At 67.7% G+C, this 18,838-nt stretch carries 18 protein-coding genes and 1 tRNA gene; 14 read left to right on the forward strand and 5 right to left on the reverse strand.

Annotation, left to right across the window (positions count from 1 at the left end):
- Positions 1-30 precede the first annotated feature (30 nt).
- Together AQY21_RS10260 and AQY21_RS10265 are read right to left on the reverse strand one after the other, a co-directional pair.
- The gene (locus AQY21_RS10260) at positions 31-1,716 is read right to left on the reverse strand and encodes a DUF6538 domain-containing protein (protein ID WP_058097572.1); all 1,686 of its coding nucleotides are present in this window, start codon (positions 1,714-1,716) and stop codon (positions 31-33) included.
- A 91-nt stretch (positions 1,717-1,807) separates the two neighbouring features.
- Positions 1,808-1,882 (reverse strand) — tRNA-Thr (locus AQY21_RS10265).
- 334 nt (positions 1,883-2,216) lie between these two features.
- Between AQY21_RS10265 and murA the strand changes: the two genes are divergently transcribed.
- The 6 genes from murA (at position 2,217) to AQY21_RS10295 (ending at position 7,047) form a co-directional block, all read left to right on the forward strand.
- Positions 2,217-3,500 (forward strand): UDP-N-acetylglucosamine 1-carboxyvinyltransferase, encoded by a 1,284-nt coding sequence (gene murA, locus AQY21_RS10270; RefSeq protein ID WP_058097573.1) that lies wholly within the window; start codon positions 2,217-2,219, stop codon positions 3,498-3,500.
- The gene (locus AQY21_RS10275; RefSeq protein ID WP_058097574.1) at positions 3,493-3,972 is read left to right on the forward strand and encodes a DUF2948 family protein; all 480 of its coding nucleotides are present in this window, start codon (positions 3,493-3,495) and stop codon (positions 3,970-3,972) included. Before murA ends, AQY21_RS10275 begins: the two co-directional genes overlap by 8 nt.
- Before the next feature lie 201 nt (positions 3,973-4,173).
- Positions 4,174-5,484, forward strand: a complete 1,311-nt coding sequence (gene hisD / locus AQY21_RS10280) for a histidinol dehydrogenase (RefSeq protein ID WP_058097575.1) — start codon at positions 4,174-4,176, stop codon at positions 5,482-5,484.
- Positions 5,481-5,969 carry a UPF0262 family protein gene (locus AQY21_RS10285; RefSeq protein ID WP_058097576.1) on the forward strand — a complete coding sequence of 163 codons (489 nt, stop codon included), beginning with the start codon at positions 5,481-5,483 and terminating at the stop codon, positions 5,967-5,969. Before hisD ends, AQY21_RS10285 begins: the two co-directional genes overlap by 4 nt.
- 3 nt (positions 5,970-5,972) lie before the next feature.
- Positions 5,973-6,431 (forward strand): low molecular weight phosphatase family protein, encoded by a 459-nt coding sequence (locus AQY21_RS10290; protein ID WP_058097577.1) that lies wholly within the window; start codon positions 5,973-5,975, stop codon positions 6,429-6,431.
- A 79-nt stretch (positions 6,432-6,510) separates the two neighbouring features.
- Complete coding sequence (locus tag AQY21_RS10295; RefSeq protein ID WP_058097578.1) at positions 6,511-7,047, forward strand: PAS domain-containing protein; 537 nt, start codon at positions 6,511-6,513, stop codon at positions 7,045-7,047.
- Positions 7,048-7,085: 38 nt separating this feature from the next.
- Here AQY21_RS10295 and edd read toward each other — a convergent pair whose 3' ends face one another.
- The gene (edd, locus tag AQY21_RS10300) at positions 7,086-8,888 is read right to left on the reverse strand and encodes a phosphogluconate dehydratase (protein WP_058097579.1); all 1,803 of its coding nucleotides are present in this window, start codon (positions 8,886-8,888) and stop codon (positions 7,086-7,088) included.
- A gap of 115 nt (positions 8,889-9,003) precedes the next feature.
- On the opposite strand from edd, the gene AQY21_RS10305 reads away from it, so the two are divergent.
- From AQY21_RS10305 to AQY21_RS10330, 6 genes are all read left to right on the forward strand, one after another.
- Positions 9,004-10,200 (forward strand): RSP_2647 family RNA methyltransferase, encoded by a 1,197-nt coding sequence (locus AQY21_RS10305; protein ID WP_058097580.1) that lies wholly within the window; start codon positions 9,004-9,006, stop codon positions 10,198-10,200.
- Entirely contained in the window at positions 10,197-10,790 is a 594-nt protein-coding gene (locus AQY21_RS10310; protein WP_058097581.1) for an RSP_2648 family PIN domain-containing protein, read from the forward strand. The genes AQY21_RS10305 and AQY21_RS10310 overlap by 4 nt, the downstream gene beginning before the upstream one ends.
- A 76-nt stretch (positions 10,791-10,866) precedes the next feature.
- Positions 10,867-12,318 (forward strand): glucose-6-phosphate dehydrogenase, encoded by a 1,452-nt coding sequence (zwf, locus tag AQY21_RS10315; RefSeq protein ID WP_058097582.1) that lies wholly within the window; start codon positions 10,867-10,869, stop codon positions 12,316-12,318.
- Positions 12,315-12,989 carry a 6-phosphogluconolactonase gene (pgl, locus tag AQY21_RS10320; protein WP_058097583.1) on the forward strand — a complete coding sequence of 225 codons (675 nt, stop codon included), beginning with the start codon at positions 12,315-12,317 and terminating at the stop codon, positions 12,987-12,989. The genes zwf and pgl overlap by 4 nt, the downstream gene beginning before the upstream one ends.
- A gap of 1 nt (position 12,990) precedes the next feature.
- A complete protein-coding gene (gene pgi, locus AQY21_RS10325; RefSeq protein WP_058097584.1) occupies positions 12,991-14,592 on the forward strand; it encodes a glucose-6-phosphate isomerase in 1,602 nt (533 codons plus the stop codon).
- Positions 14,593-14,729: 137 nt separating this feature from the next.
- Positions 14,730-16,019 (forward strand): sorbosone dehydrogenase family protein, encoded by a 1,290-nt coding sequence (locus AQY21_RS10330; protein WP_058097585.1) that lies wholly within the window; start codon positions 14,730-14,732, stop codon positions 16,017-16,019.
- A gap of 15 nt (positions 16,020-16,034) precedes the next feature.
- On the opposite strand, the gene AQY21_RS10335 is transcribed toward AQY21_RS10330, so the two are convergent.
- Both AQY21_RS10335 and AQY21_RS10340 read right to left on the reverse strand, forming a co-directional pair.
- Positions 16,035-16,910: a glycosyltransferase family 2 protein gene (locus AQY21_RS10335; protein ID WP_058097586.1), complete on the reverse strand. Its 876-nt coding sequence runs from the start codon at positions 16,908-16,910 to the stop codon at positions 16,035-16,037.
- The gene (locus tag AQY21_RS10340; RefSeq protein WP_058097587.1) at positions 16,907-17,533 is read right to left on the reverse strand and encodes a hypothetical protein; all 627 of its coding nucleotides are present in this window, start codon (positions 17,531-17,533) and stop codon (positions 16,907-16,909) included. The genes AQY21_RS10335 and AQY21_RS10340 overlap by 4 nt, the downstream gene beginning before the upstream one ends.
- A gap of 235 nt (positions 17,534-17,768) precedes the next feature.
- On the opposite strand from AQY21_RS10340, the gene infC reads away from it, so the two are divergent.
- Together infC and dut are read left to right on the forward strand one after the other, a co-directional pair.
- Positions 17,769-18,308, forward strand: a complete 540-nt coding sequence (gene infC / locus AQY21_RS10345; protein WP_082658075.1) for a translation initiation factor IF-3 — start codon at positions 17,769-17,771, stop codon at positions 18,306-18,308.
- 12 nt (positions 18,309-18,320) lie between these two features.
- Entirely contained in the window at positions 18,321-18,782 is a 462-nt protein-coding gene (gene dut, locus AQY21_RS10350) for a dUTP diphosphatase (protein ID WP_058097588.1), read from the forward strand.
- Positions 18,783-18,838 lie beyond the last annotated feature (56 nt).

The following is an 18,838-nucleotide window of genomic DNA, read 5'->3' on the forward strand; positions in this document are numbered from 1 at the left end:
ACTTTTAGTTATTGCAAGTGCACCATTATCTCATTTCAAGTTATAGTCCGGTAATGCGTCGATCACGCGGGCCTTGGCGATCAGGGAAACGTCGCCATAGTCATCGGCTGCGGTGCGGCTGGCATGGCCTTGGATGCCGTCCACCACCCGGCTATCCGCCCCAAGGTCGCGGGCTTGCGTTTTGAAGCGATGCCGCCACGCATGGGAAGGCTGGACGCCTGCCGGGACAAGGTGAAGCTCTTGCAACCATTGCGACACGCGCCCGGCCGTTGCGCGCGCGGATGCCAGATAGCGGGCAGGGGTCTTGCCTGCATGAAACAGCGGGCCGGGCTGGGCTGCCTCCATAAAGTCCATGAAGCCCAAGGCGATCACCTGCCGGTGCAGGGGCACATCGCGGTAAACGCCCGTCTTGACGCTGCCGGCCTCGGGCGTGATGCGGATAATCCAACGGTCGCCTTCCTTCCGCACGTCCTCTTTCCGTAGCTGCGTCATTTCAGCGACGCGGGCACCCGTGAAGGCGCAGAGGATCGGCACCCATCGCTTGGCAGCGGTGATATGGGCGCTTTCACGATGGGCCGGGTTGTCTGTCTGTTTCGGCTGATAGCTGGTCGATGCTTTCAGGACCGCGATAGCCTCTGCATCGGTATAACCTGCCTCGCGGGTGCGCCGCTTCTTCGCGACCTCCTGCTTGACCGCCTCGGCCTCGTTGGTCGGCAGGCGGTCGTTCTCATGCGCCCATCGCAGCATGGCGCGGACGCTGGCGAGATACTTGTCGGCAATGGTCTTGGTCGATTTCTTCTCGGCAATTAGCTTGTCGCGCCAGTCCAGCAGGTTCCGCTTGGTGATCCGCCGGGCGTCGGAATACCCAAGAAACTTGATCAGGTGCAGGATAGCGGTTTCCCATGCCTTCGCGCCGTCCTTGTGCTTTCCAAGAGCCTGCCGGCTGGCGATGTAGTCCTTGAATAGCTTCTTGATCGGAACAGGCTCTAGCGCCTCTGGCGCGGTCGCTGGTGTCTTTACAACCGGATCGACAGGCTTCCCGCCATAGTCGCCACGGTCGCGCTCTAGGGTGCGCTGTAGCGCTTCTATCTCGGCGCGCATCAAGCGCTTTGCCAAGGTGGCGCGTTCCGCCGATCCCTCGGGCGCGGTCAGGCTATGGCGATCAAGGTAAGCGTCTATCTCATGCTCAACCAGATGCGTCCGATTCTCGGTCAGGTCGGCGCGTAGGGCGTCCAGCTTGGCCTGCCGGGCGCTCTGGTCGAATGCCTGGGCATCCTTCATCACCAGCAGGTCAAGCGAGGCGTCCAGCACCGCCAGAGGGTCAGCAAGCGCGATCTGACCTGCCTGCGCCCTCTGCATCAGCCTGTCTTGTTCTGCCTCGATAGCATCCACGCTCGGCAGGCGATCCCGTTTCACTTCGTCCTCGGCCAGCATTGCCTGATACCGTTTCCAGACCGCGCTGCCATAATCTGCCGTGGTGATGGGTGTGCGCAGGTCGTTCAGCCGGTCGCCCGCCGCCTTTGCCTCTGCCGCCGCGATCTGGCGCTGTAGGGTCGCAACGGCAGCGGGCAGCGCCTTCATGGCAGCGCGACGTTCACCGCCTAGCGCCGTGACCAGTTCCGATTTGCCGAGGATGGGGCGAAGATGCGCCGGGACCGAAACGCGGGCATAGAATCGCCCGCCCTTGATCTTCAAATTCTTCACCTGCCCAGCCATCCGCAGACCTCATTCTGGCACCAATACCGGCACCAAAAGAGGCACTAACCCCAGCAAAGCAAGGGCTTTTTTAGATTTCAATAGGATATAATGGTGCTGCGAGAGAGGATTGAACTCTCGACCTCTCCCTTACCAAGGGAGTGCTCTACCACTGAGCTACCGCAGCATCGTGGGCGGGGCTTTAGACCGACTGGGCCGGGCGCGCAAGAGGGGAGTTGGAAAAAATCCAACTTCGCCATTCGTTGCCGATCGCCGCGGCGCCGACGGTGCCGCCGCTGGACGCAAGCCGGCAAGGACGCTAACAGAAAGGCATGACGAGAACACCCCGCGATCCCAAAAGCGACACACGCGAAGCGCGGCTCAAGGCGGCGCTGCGGGCCAATCTCGCGCGGCGCAAGGCCCAGGGGCGCGTGCGAGCCGGGACATCGGCAGAAACCACGAACGAGCAGCACGGGCCAGAGATGCCGCCGAACGGACAGGCGCCCGGGAACGAGGAATAGATGGACCAGATCATTGTAAGGGGGAACGGGCCGCTCAAGGGCGAGATCCCGATCGCCGGCGCCAAGAATGCCTGCCTGGCGCTGATGCCGGCGACGCTGCTCACCGACCAGCCGCTGACGCTGACCAATGCGCCGCGACTCTCCGACATCCGCACCATGACCGCGCTCTTGCAATCGCTCGGGGCCGAGGTAGCCAGCCTTCAGGACGGCCAGGTGCTGGCGCTGTCGAGCCACGACCTGACCAGCCATCGGGCCGATTACGACATCGTGCGCAAGATGCGTGCCTCGATCCTGGTGCTGGGGCCGATGCTGGCGCGGGACGGCCATGCCGTGGTCTCGCTGCCCGGCGGCTGCGCCATCGGTGCCCGGCCGGTGGACCTGCACCTGCGCGCGCTGGAGGCGATGGGGGCGGAACTCGACCTGCGCGAGGGCTACGTCCATGCCAAGGCGCCCTCGGGCGGGCTCAGGGGCGCGGTGATCGACTTCCCGCTGGTCTCGGTCGGGGCGACCGAGAACGCGCTGATGGCGGCGACGCTGGCAAGGGGCACGACCGTCATCAACAACGCCGCGCGCGAGCCCGAGATCGTGGACCTGGCCGAATGCCTGCGCCGCATGGGCGCGCAGATCGAAGGGGAGGGGACATCGACCATCACCGTCGAGGGCGTGCAGGCGCTGGGCGGCGCCACGCATCCGGTGGTGACGGACCGGATCGAGCTGGGCACCTACATGCTGGCCCCGGCGATCTGCGGCGGCGAGGTCGAATGCCTGGGCGGCCGCATCGACCTGGTCGCGGCCTTCTGCGAGAAGCTGGACGAGGCGGGCATCGAGGTGATCGAGACCGGGCGCGGGCTGAAGGTCTCGCGCAAGAACGGCCGTGTCCGCGCGGTCGATGTGGTCACCGAGCCCTTCCCGGGCTTCCCGACCGATCTTCAGGCGCAGATGATGGCGCTGCTCTGCACTGCCGAGGGCACTTCGGTGCTGGAGGAGAGAATTTTCGAGAACCGCTTCATGCATGCCCCGGAACTGGCGCGCATGGGCGCCCGGATCGAGGTGCATGGCGGCCATGCCACTGTGCATGGCGTCGAGAAGCTGCGCGGTGCCCCGGTGATGGCGACCGACCTGCGCGCCTCGGTCAGCCTGATCCTCGCCGGGCTCGCCGCCGAGGGCGAGACCATCGTCAGCCGCGTCTATCACCTCGACCGCGGCTACGAGAAGGTGGTGCGCAAGCTGCGCGGCGTCGGCGCCGATATCGAACGCATCAAGGAGGTTCCCGCCGATGGCTGACGCCCGTTTCACCGATGCCGATCCCGCGCCGCTGGCGCTGCTGGCCAGCGATGCCGACGACCTGACCGTGATCTCGGCCCTGGTGCAGGACGCGATCCTGCCGGTGTCCGAGATCGTCTATGACGCCCGCCATCGCCAGCTGGCGCTGCTCCTGAACCGCTTTCGCTGGGAGGATGCCGAACTGGCCCGCCGCGACGGCCGCCCCTACGAGCGGGTGCGCGCGGTGCTGCTGATCTCGGACGTGCAGCGGGTGCTGAGCGATGGCATCGACCGCAAGGATCAGGACCTGATCCTGGAGCTGCTGGCGCTGAGCTGGCAGGCGGGCGAGGACGGCACCGGCAGGCTGCTGCTGGAATTCGCCGGCGACGGCACGCTGGCGGTCGAGGCGGAGTGCCTGAATGTCGAGCTGCGCGACGTGACGCGGCCCTATATCGCCCCCTCGCGCCGCGCGCCCCAGCATCCCGACAGTTGATCCGCCGCCTCCGGGCCGGGCGCCGCGCCGGTTGCGCGGCTGCATGGGTATTTGGGCAACGAAGAAGGACCTCTGGCTTCTCGGTTCCCCAAATGCTCGAATCCGGCCCCCCATCCAGCGCCGAAGGCCAGGTTCAGCCATCGCCGCTTGAGCCCCTTGCCCGCAGCCGCTAACAAGGGCGGGTCATTGAAGGCCCGAGCCATGCCCATCCATCTTTCCACCGCCCAGCCCGATTTTGCCGAACGCTTCTCGGCGCTTCTGTCCATGAAGCGCGAGGATGCGGCGGATGTGAACGATGCCGTTGCGGCGATCATCGCCGATGTGCGGGCGCGGGGCGATGCCGCGTTGGCCGAGTTGACGGGGCGTTTCGACCGCCTGGCGCTGACGCCGGAAACGCTGGCCTTCTCGGCGGAGGAGATCGCTGCGGAGACGGCGAAGGTCTCGGCCGAGGATCGCGCCGCGCTGGCCATGGCCGCGAACCGCATCCGGGCCTATCACGCCCGACAGATGCCCGACGATCTCGGCTGGACCGATCCCGAGGGCGCTACTCTGGGGTGGCGCTGGACACCGGTCTCGGCCGCCGGTCTCTATGTGCCGGGCGGGCAGGCGAGCTATCCCTCCTCGGTGCTGATGAATGCCATTCCCGCGCGGGTGGCGGGGGTCGAGCGGCTGGTGATCTGCGTGCCGACGCCCGGCGGCGTGGTGAACCCGCTGGTGCTGCTGGCGGCCGAGCTTGCCGGGGTGGACGAGATCTACCGCATCGGCGGCGCACAGGCGATCGCCGCCATGGCTTACGGCACCGAAACCATCCGGCCGGTGGACAAGATCACCGGGCCGGGGAATGCCTATGTCGCGGCGGCCAAGCGGCAGGTCTTCGGCCGTGTCGGCATCGACATGATCGCCGGTCCCTCCGAGGTGCTGATCATCGCCGAGGGCGCGCAGAACCCTGAATGGCTGGCGCTGGACCTGCTGGCGCAGGCCGAGCATGACGCCGATGCCCAGTCGATCCTCATTACTCCGGACGCGGCGCTGGCCGGTGCCGTGGTGGCCGAGGTCGAACGCATCCTGCCGACCCTGCCGCGCGCCGCCGTGGCCGGGGCGAGCTGGCGCGACTATGGCACGGTGATCGTCACCCGCGATCTCGACGAGGCGGCGGCGCTTTCGGATCGGCTGGCGCCCGAGCATCTGGAGCTTTGCGTCGACGATCCCGAGGCGCTGGCGCACAAGACCCGCCATGCCGGGGCGATCTTCCTGGGCGGCTGGACGCCCGAGGCGGTGGGCGATTACGTCAGCGGCCCGAATCACGTCCTGCCGACCGCGCGTTCGGCGCGGTTTTCCTCGGGCCTGTCGGTGATGGATTTCCTCAAGCGCACCACCATGGCCCGGCTTTCACCCGAGGCACTGGGAGCGATCGGCCCGGCGGCGGTGCGGTTGGCCGAATCCGAGGGCTTGTCGGCGCATGGCCGCTCGGTTTCGGCACGGCTGGCGGTTCTCAACAGGGGGCAGACATGAGCCAGTCCACGAATCGGCTGTGCCGGATCGATATCGACGATAGCGCCCTGCCGCCGCCCACGCCCGAGCTTGAGCAGGACCGCCGCGTCGCGGTTTTCGATCTGCTCGAAGACAACAGCTTCGTCCTGCCCGGCCGCGAGGGGCAGGAGCCTCCGGCCGGTCCCTATGCGCTGGCGCTGGCGGTGCGCGAGCGGCGCCTGGTCTTCGACATTGCGACCGAATCGGGCAGCAAGGTGGCCGAGTTTCATCTGTCGCTGGGTCCGTTCCGGCAGACGGTCAAGGATTACTTCCAGATCTGCACCAGCTATTTCGATGCGGTGAAGCGCCTGCCGCCGGCGCAGATCGAAGCCATCGACATGGCCCGGCGCGGTATCCACAACGAGGGCGCCCGCACCCTGCAAGAGCGGCTGGAGGGCAAGGCCGAGGTCGATATCGACACCGCCCGGCGCCTGTTCACCCTGATCTGCGCCCTGGTTCCGGGGTGATTCGTGGCCGGACCGATTCCTCATTCGGTGCTGTTTTGCTGCGATCACAACGCCATCCGTTCCCCCATGGCCGAGGGGATGATGAAGAAATTCTATGGCCGCGCCGCCTATGTGCAGTCGGCCGGGGTCAAGAACGACATGGAGATCGACGGTTTCGCCATCGCCGTCTGCAAGGAGATCGGCGTCGAGCTTTCGACCCATCGCGCGCGCTCCTTCGAAGAGATGAAGGCCTGGGGCGATGACCTGACCAGCTTCGATCTGGTGATTGCCCTGTCCCCCGCCAGCCAGAGGCAAGCCCTTGAACTGACGCGGGTTTCGCATCTTGATGTGGAGTATTGGCCGATCATGGACCCCAGCGGCCTGGCCGAGGGGCGCGAGGCCAAGCTGGCGCTGTACCGCACCGTGCGCGACCAGATCCGCAAGCGGATGATCGAACGCTTCGGCCCACCGACCGAATGCTGAGGAAAAATCTCCGCGCGCTAACGGAATCTTAGCCTATTGGCGCAATGCTGCCGGAAATCCTTTGCAGGAGCTTTCCGGGATGACCGAAATCCAACGGCTGCACCACGATCTCGAATGGGCAATGCGGGCGATGGGCACGCATCGCGCGGTGCTCATTCTCGATCTCGCGGGCCATATCGTCGCAGTGAACCAGAGCTATCTTGGCATGTGCGGCTATCGGCGAGAGGAGTTGATCGGCCGGCCGGTGATGATTCTGCTGGATCCTTCGGAAAAGGGGCCGAACCGGCTCTGGCGCATGCTGGAGACGTCGGATGGGCGCGTGTCGCGCCTGCATGGTCTGGCGCAGATTGCCAAATCGGGGCGCCGGTTCCGGGTCGATGCGCGCATCTGTCCGATTCGCGACGACGACGGCCAGGTCTGCCTGAACGTGCTGTTCCTGCGCGAACCCACGGAGGAGGCAGGGCCTGCGCGCCTCCACTTGCCCCAGATAGTGGGTGCGGCAGAGGTGATCCGTCTGCCCGCGCGGGGGCCGGTCGAGCCGCGGCCACGACCCGTCCAACTCGGCAAGCCTCGGACTGGCATGGCCTTTCACCCGCGCTTGCGCTGCGAACCTTGATGGATGGCGAGCCTTTCGTGCTACCGGCCGGGGGGCTCTCAGACGACGACTGCCGCGCCCTCGGTGGCGGGCCCGACATTACGGCGGAAGGCGGCGAAAAGCTCCCGCCCCAGCCCCTCGGCCGAATGCGAGGGGTCATGTTCGGCCGGCGCGCGATCCTCGAAATCGGGGACGAGGCAAGTCAGCGTGCCGGCCACCGCATCGAGCCGGATCGGGTCGCCATCGCGGAGGCGCGCCAACGGTCCGCCATCGGCCGCCTCGGGCGAGATATGGATTGCTGCGGGCACCTTGCCCGACGCGCCGGACATGCGGCCGTCGGTGACCAGCGCCACCCGCAAGCCGCGATCTTGCAGCACGGCCAAGGTAGGGGTCAGCGAATGCAGTTCGGGCATGCCATTGGCACGGGGGCCCTGGAAGCGGACGACGACCACGACATCCTCGGTGAACTCGCCGCGCTTGAAGGCGGCCTTGACTTCATCCTGGTCGGAGAACACCCGGGCGGGGGCTTCGATGACATGGCGCTCGGGGGCCACGGCCGAGACCTTGATGACGCCCCGGCCCAGATTGCCGGAAAGCTGCTTCAACCCCCCGGTCGGGGCGAAAGGATCGGCGGCTGGACGCAGGATCTTGTCGTTCAGCGTCTCGCGCGCGCCCTCGACCCATTCGATCCGGCCCTCCTTCAGCCGGGGCTCCTGGGCATATTGCCCGAGACCGCCGCCGGCGATGGTGCGCACGTCCTCGTGCAGCAGTCCGGCTTCCAGCAATTGGCCGATCATGTAGCCAAGGCCGCCAGCGGCATGGAAGTGGTTCACGTCGGCCAGGCCGTTGGGATAGACCCGGGCCATCAGCGGCACGGTCTCGGAGAGATCATGGAAATCCTCGAGGTCCAGGATCACCCCCGCCGCCCGCGCCATGGCCGGCAGGTGCAGCACCAGGTTGGTCGAGCCGCCGGTCGCCATCAGCCCGACGATGCCGTTGACGAAGGCGCGCTCGTCCAGCACCTCGCCCGCCGGCAGGTAGTCGTTGCCCAGCCGGGTGATCGCGGCCGCGCGCTGGACGGCAGCGACGGTCAGGGCCTCGCGCAAAGGCGTGTTCGGATTGACGAAGCTGGAGCCGGGCAGGTGCAGGCCCATGAACTCCATCAGCATCTGGTTGGTGTTCGCCGTGCCGTAGAAGGTGCAGGTGCCGGGGGCGTGATAGCTGGCCATCTCGGCGGCCATCAGCGCCTCGCGCCCGACCTCGCCGGTGGCGAATTGCTGGCGGACCTTGGACTTCTCGTCATTGGGCAGGCCCGAGGGCATCGGCCCGGCCGGAACGAAGACCGCCGGAATATGGCCGAAGGTGCCGGCGGCGATGATCAGCCCCGGCACGATCTTGTCGCAGACGCCGAGATAAAGCGCCGCATCGAAGGTGTCATGCGTCAGCGCCACGCCCGAGGCCAGCGCGATCACGTCTCGGGAAAACAGCGACAGTTCCATTCCCGGCCGGCCTTGCGTGACGCCGTCGCACATAGCCGGCACGCCGCCCGCCACCTGCGCCGTGGCGCCCGCGGCATGGGCGGCCTGCCGGATCAGGTCGGGGTAACGCTCATAGGGCTGATGGGCTGAGAGCATGTCGTTATAGGCGGTGACGATGCCGATGTTCGGCTTGCGGGTGGTGGCAAGATCCTGCTTGTCCGGCATGGCGGCATAGGCATGGGCCTGGTTGCCGCAGGACAGATGCGCACGGCGCGGCCCGTCCTCGGCGGCGCGGGCGATCTTGGCCAGATAGGCGCTGCGGCTATGGATCGAACGCTCGCGGATGCGGTCGGTCACCCGGTCGATGGTGGCGTGCAGGGTCATGGCTCGCTTCTCCTTTGGCGCCAATGTAGCCTGTTAGCGGTAACATTGCAACCGGCCTGCTCTTGCCCGCGGGCGCGTGCCGTGGCAATCCTGCCCCGTTTTGCACGAGGCCGCCATGACCGCCGATCTGCCCATCATCCGATTGCGTCCGAAATCCAAGCCGCAGGCGATCCGCCACGGCTTTCCCTGGGTCTTTGCCGACGAGCTGGTCACCGACCGGCGCACCCGGGCGATCCCGCCCGGCAGCTTTGCCGTGCTGGAAGATGCCGAGCGCCGGCCGCTGGGTCTGGTCACGGTGAACCCCGAATCGAAGATCATCGCCCGCGTCATGGACCCCGACCCGCAGGTGCGGATCAGCCGCGACTGGATCGCCACGCGGTTGCAGCGGGCGCTGGCGCTGCGTGAACGGCTGTTCGACGCGCCCTTCTACCGGCTGGTCCATGCCGAGGCCGACGGGCTGCCCGGCACCATCATCGACCGGTTTGGCGATGCAGCGGTGATCCAGCCCAACGCCGCCTGGGCCGAGCGCATGGTCGAGGACATCGCCGCCGCGCTGCGCGAGGTCGCGGGCGTCTCGACGGTGATCCTGAACGGGCAGGGCCGGGTGCGCGGGCTCGAAGGCCTGCCCGAGCGGATGGAGGTGCTGTCGGGCGAGGTTTCCGGCCCGGTCGAGGTGCCGATGAACGGTGCCATCTACCTGGCCGACCTGACGCAGGGGCAAAAGACCGGGCTGTTCTACGACCAGCGCCCGAACCATGCTTTTGCGCAGCGGCTGGCGCAGGGTCAGCGCGTGCTGGACGTGTTCTCGCATGTCGGCGGCTTCGGCCTTGCCGCGCTGGCGGCTGGCGCGGCCCACGCCACCTGTGTCGATGGCTCGGCCGCAGCGCTGGACCTGGCGCAGGGTGGTGCGCGCGCCATGGGCGCCGAGTCGCGACTGACCACCCGGCAGGGCGACGCCTTCGAGCAGATGGAGGCGCTGGCCGCCGAGGGTGCGCAGTTCGACCTGGTGATCTGCGACCCGCCGGCCTTCGCGCCCTCGAAACCGGCGCTGGAGGCGGGCCTGCGCGCCTATGAGCGGGTGGCGAAGCTGGCCGCGCCGCTGGTGGCGCCGGGCGGCTATCTGGGGCTGTGCTCGTGCAGCCATGCCGCCGACCTGACCGCGTTCCGCAATGCCAGCGCCCGCGGCATCGGCCGAGGCGGGCGGCGGATGCAGCTTCTGCATACCGGACAGGCAGGCCCGGACCATCCCACGCTGCCGCAATTGGCCGAGACCGGCTATCTCAAGGCGCTGTTCTTCCGGCTGGACGGATGAAGGCGGTTCTGGACGCCTGTGTGCTGTTTCCGACCGTGCTGCGGGAAATCCTGGTGGACACGGCGGCGGCGGGGCTGTTCCAACCGGTCTGGTCGCGGCGCATCCTGGACGAATGGTGCCATGCTGCCACTCGGCAGGGTGCCGAGGCCGGGGTCGAGATCGCGCTGCTGGAATCGCGCTTTCCGCAGGCGCTGGTCGAGCCGGGGCAGGGCGCAGGCGGCCTCGACCTGCCCGATCCGGCCGACCGGCATGTGGTCGAATGCGCGCTGGCGGCGGGGGCCGAGGCCATCGTCACCGCGAATCTGCGCGACTTTCCGCGCGGCGCGCTGGCCTCGGTCGGGCTCAGGGCGATCCATCCGGACGAATTCCTGCGCGACCTCTATCTGCGGGCGCCCGAAGCCGTGCTGGCCGCCGTCGCGGCGACCGAGGCGCGGGCTCGCGCCGCCGGCGGCGACATGACCCACAAGGAGGTGATGCGCCGCGCCCGCCTGCCGCGCCTGGCCAAGGCCATCGCCCGGCTGGAGGCCTCGGGAACGGCGACATTTCCGTCGCCTGGAACCGCTATCATCCCCCCGCGCGAACAAGACTGAAATGAGGACGGGTTTGAAGGACTTGATGTTACCGCTAACATCGGCTAATCGGCAGATCAGCGATGAGGAGGCAGCGATGGTTTCACGCATCATTCCGGTTGAGGATTTCGACCTGGTGATCTTTGGTGCGACCGGCGACCTGGCCCGGCGCAAGATCGTGCCCGGGCTGTATCGGCGGTTCGTGGCGGGGCAGGTGCCGGACAGTGCACGCATCATCGGCGCCGCACGCACGCATCAGGACGACGATGCCTTCCGCGCCGAGATGCGGACCGCGATCGAGGAGTTCATCGGTCCCGGCCAGGATCCGGAGCAACTTGCCGCCTTCCTGGACATGCTGGGCTATGTCGCCATCGACGCCCGTGGCACCGATGGCTGGGCGGAACTCAAGGCTCGGGTGCGTCCGGGGGTGGTGCATGCCTTCTATTTCTCGGTCGCCCCGGCGCTTTTCGGCGATATCGCCGAGCGTCTGGCCGACAACGGCATCGCCGATGCGGACAGCCGCATCGTGGTCGAAAAGCCCTTCGGCCGCGACCTTGCCACCGCCCGCGCGCTGAACGCCACGCTGGCCCGGCATTTCGGCGAAAACCAGATCTATCGCATCGACCATTACCTGGGCAAGGAAACCGTCCAGAACCTGATGGCGGTGCGCTTCGCCAATATCCTGTTCGAGCCGCTGTGGAACGCGCAATATGTGGACCATGTCCAGATCACCGTGGCCGAGACGGTGGGTGTCGGCGGACGCGGCGAATATTACGACCATTCCGGTGCCATGCGGGACATGGTGCAGAACCACCTGATGCAGCTTCTGTGCCTGATCGCCATGGAGCCGCCCTATCATTTCGACCCCGATGCGGTGCGCGACGAAAAGCTCAAGGTGATCCGCGCCCTGGAGCCGCTTGCGGCCGAGGACATCGTGCGCGGCCAGTATCTGGCCGGTCCCGACGGTCCCGGCTATCTGGAGGATGCGGAGAACCCGCTTTCTCGCACCGAAAGCTTCGTGGCGCTGAAGGTGCGGATCGCCAACTGGCGCTGGACCGGCACGCCCTTCTACCTGCGCACCGGCAAGCGGCTGCGCGCGCGCACCAGCGAGATCGTCGTCACCTTCAAGGAGCCGCCGCATTCGATCTTCGACGACGGCGGTACGCACAAGGCGAACCAGCTGGTCATCAAGCTGCAACCGAACGAGGGCATGCACCTGACCGTGATGATCAAGGAACCGGGGCCGGGCGGCATGCGCCTGGTGCAGGTGCCGCTGGACATGAGCTTCGCCGATGCGCTGGGGGCCGAGGGCTCCGACATGCCCGATGCCTACGAGCGGTTGATCATGGACGTGATCCGCGGCAACCAGACCCTGTTCATGCGCGGCGACGAGGTCGAGGCCGCCTGGGCCTGGACCGACCCGATCATCGCCGCCTGGGAGGCCGGCTCGAAGCGGCCCGAGCCCTACGATCCCGGCTCCAGCGGCCCCGAGGAGGCGCTGCGCCTGCTGCATCGCGACAACCGCCGCTGGAGGGAGATTAGGCCATGACCGTGGAATTCATCGAATATCCCGACCGCGAGATGCTGTTCCTGGCGCTGGCCGACCGGCTGGCGGGCCAACTGTCGCAGCATCTGCGGGTGAACGACAGCGCCAGCCTCTGCGTGCCGGGCGGCACCACGCCGGCGCCGCTTTACGACTATCTCTCGGGCAGCGAGATCGACTGGCCGCGCGTTACCGTGCTCTTGAACGACGAACGCTGGGTGGATGGCGAGCACCTGCGCTCGAACGGCCGGCTCCTGCGCCGCCACCTGCTCAAGGACAAGGCGGCTGCGGCGCAGTACATCGACCTCTATACCGGCGACGAACACCCCGAGGACGCGGTGCCGGCGCTCGCCGAGGCCATCGCCCCGCATCTGCCGCTGACCGTGCTGCTCTTGGGCATGGGCACCGACATGCATACGGCAAGCCTGTTTCCCGCGGCTTCCGAGACCGTGCTGGCGCTGGCGCCCGACGCGCCGGTGGTGATGGCCGTCAACAGCATCAAGGACGAGCCGCGGATCACCCTGACCGCCTCGGCGCTGCAGGGCGCGATCAACACCCATCTGCTGATCGCCGGCGCCGACAAGCGCGAGGCCTTCGAGCGGGCGCAGGGCCTCGACCCGACCGAGGCGCCGATCCGCGCCTTCCTTGGCGACATCACCGTGCATTGGGCGGAATGACATGAGCATCTGGAGCCGACTGCAAGACCATCGCAAATCCCAGGGTATGCTGCGGATCGAGGCGCTGTTCGCCGCCGATCCCGACCGCGCCGCCGGCTTTTCCACCAGCGCCGAGGGGCTGGTTCTGGACTGGTCCAAGACCATGATCGACGCGCAGGCCCGCGAGCTGCTCCTGGACCTTGCCGCCTCGGTCCCCGAGCGCCGCGAGGCCATGTTCGCCGGCCAGCGCATCAACGAGACCGAGGACCGCGCCGTGCTGCACACCGCGCTGCGCAACCTCGACGCCAGCGTGCTGGTCGATGGCCAGGACGTCATGCCCGAGGTGCGCGCCACCCATGCCCGCATGCGCGCCTTTGCCGATGCCGTCCGCGACGGCAGCTTCGCGGGGCAGGGCGGCAAGATCTCCGACGTGATCAACATCGGCATCGGCGGTTCGGACCTCGGCCCGGCCATGGCCACGCGGGCGCTTTCGCCCTGGCATGACGGGCCGCGGGTGCATTTCGTCTCGAACGTCGACGGCGCCGACATCGCCGATACGCTGAAGGGGCTCGACCCGGCGACGACGCTGGTCATCGTCGCCTCCAAGACCTTCACCACCATCGAGACCATGACCAATGCCAGGACGGCGCTGGACTGGATGGCGGGTTCGGTCGCCGATCCGGCGGCGCAATTCGCCGCACTTTCCTCGGCGACCGACCGGACGGCGGAATGGGGCATCGACGCGAACCGCGTCTTCGGCTTCGAGGATTGGGTCGGCGGGCGCTATTCCATGTGGGGCCCGATCGGCCTGTCGCTGATGATCGCCATCGGGCCCGAACAGTTCGACCGCTTCCTGGCCGGCGGTGCGGCCATGGACCGGCATTTCCGCGAGGCGCCGCTGGCCGAGAACCTGCCGGTGATCCTGGCGCTGGTCGGCATCTGGCATCACCAGGTCTGCGGCTACGGCACCCGCGCCGTGCTGCCCTATGACAACCGCCTGGCGCGGCTGCCAGCCTATCTGCAACAGCTCGAGATGGAATCGAACGGCAAGCGCGTTGCCATGGACGGCAGCGACCTGACCCTGCCCTCGGGCCCGGTGGTCTGGGGCGAGCCGGGCACCAATGGCCAGCACGCCTTCTACCAGCTCATCCACCAGGGCACGGCGGTGGTGCCCTGCGAATTCATCATCGCTGCCCGCGGCCACGAGCCCGAGCTTGCGCATCACCACCTGCTGCTGATCGCCAATTGCCTCGCGCAATCCGAGGCGCTGATGCGCGGCCGCTCGCTCGACGAGGCGCTGGACCTTATGCGCGCCAAGGGCCTGACTGGCGTGGAACTGGAGCGCCAGGCCCGCCATCGCGTCTTTCCGGGCAACCGCCCCTCGACCACGCTGCTGATCCCCGAACTGACGCCCCATACGCTGGGCCAGATCGTCGCGCTTTACGAGCATCGCGTCTTTGCCGAGGGCGTGATCCTGGGCATCAACAGCTTCGACCAATGGGGGGTCGAACTCGGCAAGGAGCTGGCGTTGAAGGTGGCCCCGCTGCTCGAGGGCGAGCCCGCCCCGGGCCACGACCCCTCGACCGAGCATCTCGCGCGGCTGATCCGCGAAGCGCGCAGCTGAACTTCACCGTTTTCCAAATACTCATGGGACGGCGCCACCGGCGCCATCCCTGCCGATTTGCTCCCCGCGCTGCATTCCGGGATTGACCCGCGCGGCATCCCGACTAGCCTTGGCCCGCGCAGACAGGAAGGAAAGCCATGGATCTTCTGGCCAAGGCGACGGCCCTCGTCGGTGGGGCAATGGTGCTGATGCGCCGGATGGGCGCCCCCCGGACGCCGGCGTTCGGGTCCAACCCCGCGATCCCCGAGGCGAAGAAACAGGGCATCATGACGCTGAAGATGCCCACCGCCCGCGGCTGGGCGCCGGGGCAACTGCCCAAGGCCGCGCCCGGCCTGCGGGTCGATGCCTTTGCCCGCGAATTGCGGCATCCGCGCTGGATCGAGGTCTTGCCCAATGGCGACGTGCTGGTGGCCGAGGCCCTGCAAGAGGCCAGTCCGCCGAAATCCCTGCTCGACCGCGCCGCCCAGGCCACCATGCGCCGCGCCCGCGCGCTGGGAACCAGCGCCAACCGCATCACGCTCTTGCGCGACGGTGACGGCGATGGCGTCGCCGAGACGCGCCAGATTTTCCTCGAAGGCCAGCGCCAGCCCTTCGGCATGGCCCTGGTGGGCGATACCTTCTATGTCGGCAATACCGACGGCATCCTGGCCTTCGCCTATGAGCCGCAGGCGACCCGGCTGACCGGGCCAGGCCGCCGGTTGGTCGAGTTCAGGCCTGGCGGACACTGGACGCGCAGCCTGATCGTCTCGCCCGACCGCAAGCGGCTTTATTGCGGCGTCGGCTCGCTGACCAATATCGCCGACGAGGGCATGGAGGCCGAGGAGGGCCGTGCGGCGATCTGGGAAATGGATCTGGAAAGCGGCCAGGCCCGCATCTTCGCTTCGGGCCTGCGCAACCCGGTCGGCATGGCCTGGGAGCCCAAGACCGGCGCGCTCTGGACGGTGGTGAACGAACGCGACGGGCTGGGCGACGAGACCCCGCCGGATTATCTGACCTCGGTGCAGGAGGGCGGCTTCTACGGCTGGCCCTGGTGCTATTGGGGCCAGACCGTGGACGACCGTGTGCCGCAGGACCCGGCCGAGGTCGTCCGCGCCATCACCCCCGATTATGCGCTGGGGGGCCATACCGCCTCGCTGGGCCTATGCTGGATGCCCGAGGGCACGCTGCCGGGCTTTCCCGACGGCATGGTGATCGGCCAGCACGGTTCGTGGAACCGTTCGACGCTGTCGGGCTACAAGCTGATCTTCGTGCCGTTCCGGGACGGCCGTCCCTCGGGGCCGCCGCGCGACATCCTCTGGGGCTTTCTCTCCGAGGACGAGAGATATTCCTATGGCCGCCCGGTCGGCGTCGCCATCGGCCCGGACGGCAAGTCGCTCCTGATGGCCGATGACGTGGGCGACGTGATCTGGCGGGTCAGCGCCGCCTGACCGCGGGGCGCCGGCTCAGAACCACTGGCCCGGCTCCATCAGCCCGATATCCATCAACTGCTGGGCGTTCCAGCGGAAGGGATGCGAGTTCCGCCAGTGGAAGCTGCGGATATGCCCGCGCGAGCCGGGATTCTTGGCCAGCGCCTTGGCCACGCGGAACGAGGCGACCGCGGCGGTCAGGTTGTTGTGCCAGGGACAGGCATAGGTGTTGTATTCCTCGATATTGAAGCGGTGATCCGGCAGCAGCCGCAGCCCCGGCTGGCTGCAAAACAGCGCGATGCGGTCGATGCGGCGGCGGTCCTGCGGCAGGTGCTCCTCAAAGCGCCAGCGCAGCCCGCCGTGGAAATCCAGTTGCCGTTCCTTGTAGCGGCCGTCGCGGTCCATGCGGCCAAGCGCGTAATAACCGGTGCGGTCGAACATCGCCTCGTTCAGACTGACCGCGTCGGGGAAACGCTCCAGGTCCGGGGCATAGAGGTCGATGACATAGGTCAGCATCGCCCGCCGGCGTTCCTCGGCATGAAAGGCCAGCATCTCGCCCACGCTGCGGCTTTCCGAGAAGGGATAGAACAGGAATTCGGCATTATAGCCGTAATAGAACCAGGTATCGGCGGGCGCCGCCTCGATCGCCGCATTCACCGCCTCGACATGCGCCCGGCCAAGGCGGGATTCGTGGCGCAGGTTGACGATCCGCTCGGCGGCGTCCCTTGGCAGAGCATGGGCCGGCAGCGGCTCGGGCGAGAGCGCCAGGACCAGTTTGAACCCGGCGTTCAGGTGATGCGCCAACGTCTGCTGCACTGCGGCCTCGTCCTCGATCAGCAAAAGCGCGACGGGCCCCTTGGCCAGCTGGTCGCGCGCGCCCCTGAGGAAATCGGTCAGGCTGGGAAAGCTCATGGCAGGGCGGCTTTGATCTGCTCCAGCGCCTGCGCCAGCGCCTCCGGGTCCAGGATGGCGCCGTCGAGCAGCGCGGTCAGCTCGGCCTTGCGTTCGGCAGAAAGGTCCGCGCCGTCGATCATGGCCCGCACCTTGGCGGCGTCGAAGCCTTGCGGGGTCAGGGCGGCGTCGATCTCGACCGCTTCGTTGGCGGCGGCGCCGGCTTCGCGCGTGGCGCTGGCGGCCTCGCGGGCGGCGGTGCCGGCGGCAATGGCGGCGGCTTCGGCTTGTTCGGGGGTCGCGTTGGCCTCGGCCGCGGCATCCGCGGCGCGGTCGGCGGCGGCGATGGCGGCTTCGGCGGCGGCCTCGGCCTGATCGGCGGCCGAGCCGGCCGCGCCGATCGCCGCCTGTCCGGCCGAGATCGCGGCCTCGGCCGCCGCATCCGCCGCGATGGCCGCCGCATCGGCAGCGGCGTCGGCGGCCGCATTGGCGCTTTCCTGCGCCGGGGGCGGGTTTTCGGCTGGCGCCTCGGTGGGGGCGGGCGGCGTGCTGCCGGTCAGCCGGGTCGGATCGCCCCCGCTCCATAACCACACTCCGCCAAGCGCCAGGGCAAGAATCACGATCACGGCCAGGAATTTCTGCATCGGTTTCTCCGTCAGGGCTGCGGCGGGTCAGGCCTTCTATGCCATGCCGCGGCATGGGGGAAAAGCGTTGCGGCGACACCGGCGCGGACCGGGCGCAGAGGCCGGCCGCAACTACCGCGCGAAAGCGCGGGCGCTGGCCACCAAAGCTTGGCCAGACCCATCGAATCCGGTTGAAAATGCGCCTGCGCGGGACTATCTAACCGCGCAAACCCCCGGCAATATAAGGAAGACAGCCATAGCCCGCAGACCGCATAACGCTCCGCCCACCCGTGACACCGGCCCCCGCGTCAACGAGCGCATCCGAGTCGCCGAAATCCGCCTGATCGGTGCAGATGGCGAGAATGTCGGTGTCGTGACACCCGCCCGCGGTCTGGAGCTTGCACAGGAAGCCGGGCTTGATCTTGTCGAGATCTCGCCGAATGCCACGCCCCCGGTCTGCAAGATCATGGACCTGGGCAAGTTCAAGTATGAACAGCAAAAGCGCGAGGCCGAGGCCCGGAAGAAGCAGAAGATCATCGAGATCAAGGAGATCAAGTTCCGCCCCGGGACCGATACCCACGATTACGACGTCAAGATGCGCTCGGTCATGAAATTCCTGGCCGAGGGCGACAAGGTCAAGATCACCCTGCGCTTCCGCGGCCGCGAGATGGCGCACCAGCAGCTTGGGCTGGAGCTTCTGAACCGCGTCGCCGCCGATGTGGGCGAGGCCGGCAAGGTCGAATCGATGCCCAAGCTGGAAGGGCGTCAGATGGTCATGATGATCTCGCCGAAATAAGGGGCTTTGCGGATGGTTGCCGAGGTGACGATTCTGGTTCTGCGCGAACCGGGCGCCGACCCGGCGCTGCCGCTGCCCGAATACCAGACCCGCGGCTCGGCCGGCGCCGACCTGCGGGCCGACCTGGGCGGGGGCGAGCTGGTGCTTGATCCCGGCCAGATCCGCCTGGTGCCCACCGGGCTGCGGGTGCAGATCCCCGAAGGCTACGAGATGCAGGTCCGCCCCCGCTCCAGCCTGGCGCTGAAGCATGGCGTGACGCTGCCCAACACGCCGGGCACCATCGACAGCGATTATCGCGGGCCGCTGGGGGTGATTATGATCAACCTTGGCCAGCAGCCCTATACCATCCACCATGGCGAGCGCATTGCCCAGGCCGTCGTCGCCCCGGTGACCCGCGCGGCCTATGTCACGGCCGAGGCGCTGGAGCAGACCGCGCGCGGCGAGGGCGGCTTCGGCTCGACCGGTCGGGCCTGAGCCCGTGCTGATTCTTGTCATCATGGCCGCCGTGCTGATCGCGGCGCGCTTGCTTG

This window comes from Paracoccus sp. MKU1, assembly GCF_001447385.1.
GTDB lineage: Bacteria > Pseudomonadota > Alphaproteobacteria > Rhodobacterales > Rhodobacteraceae > Paracoccus.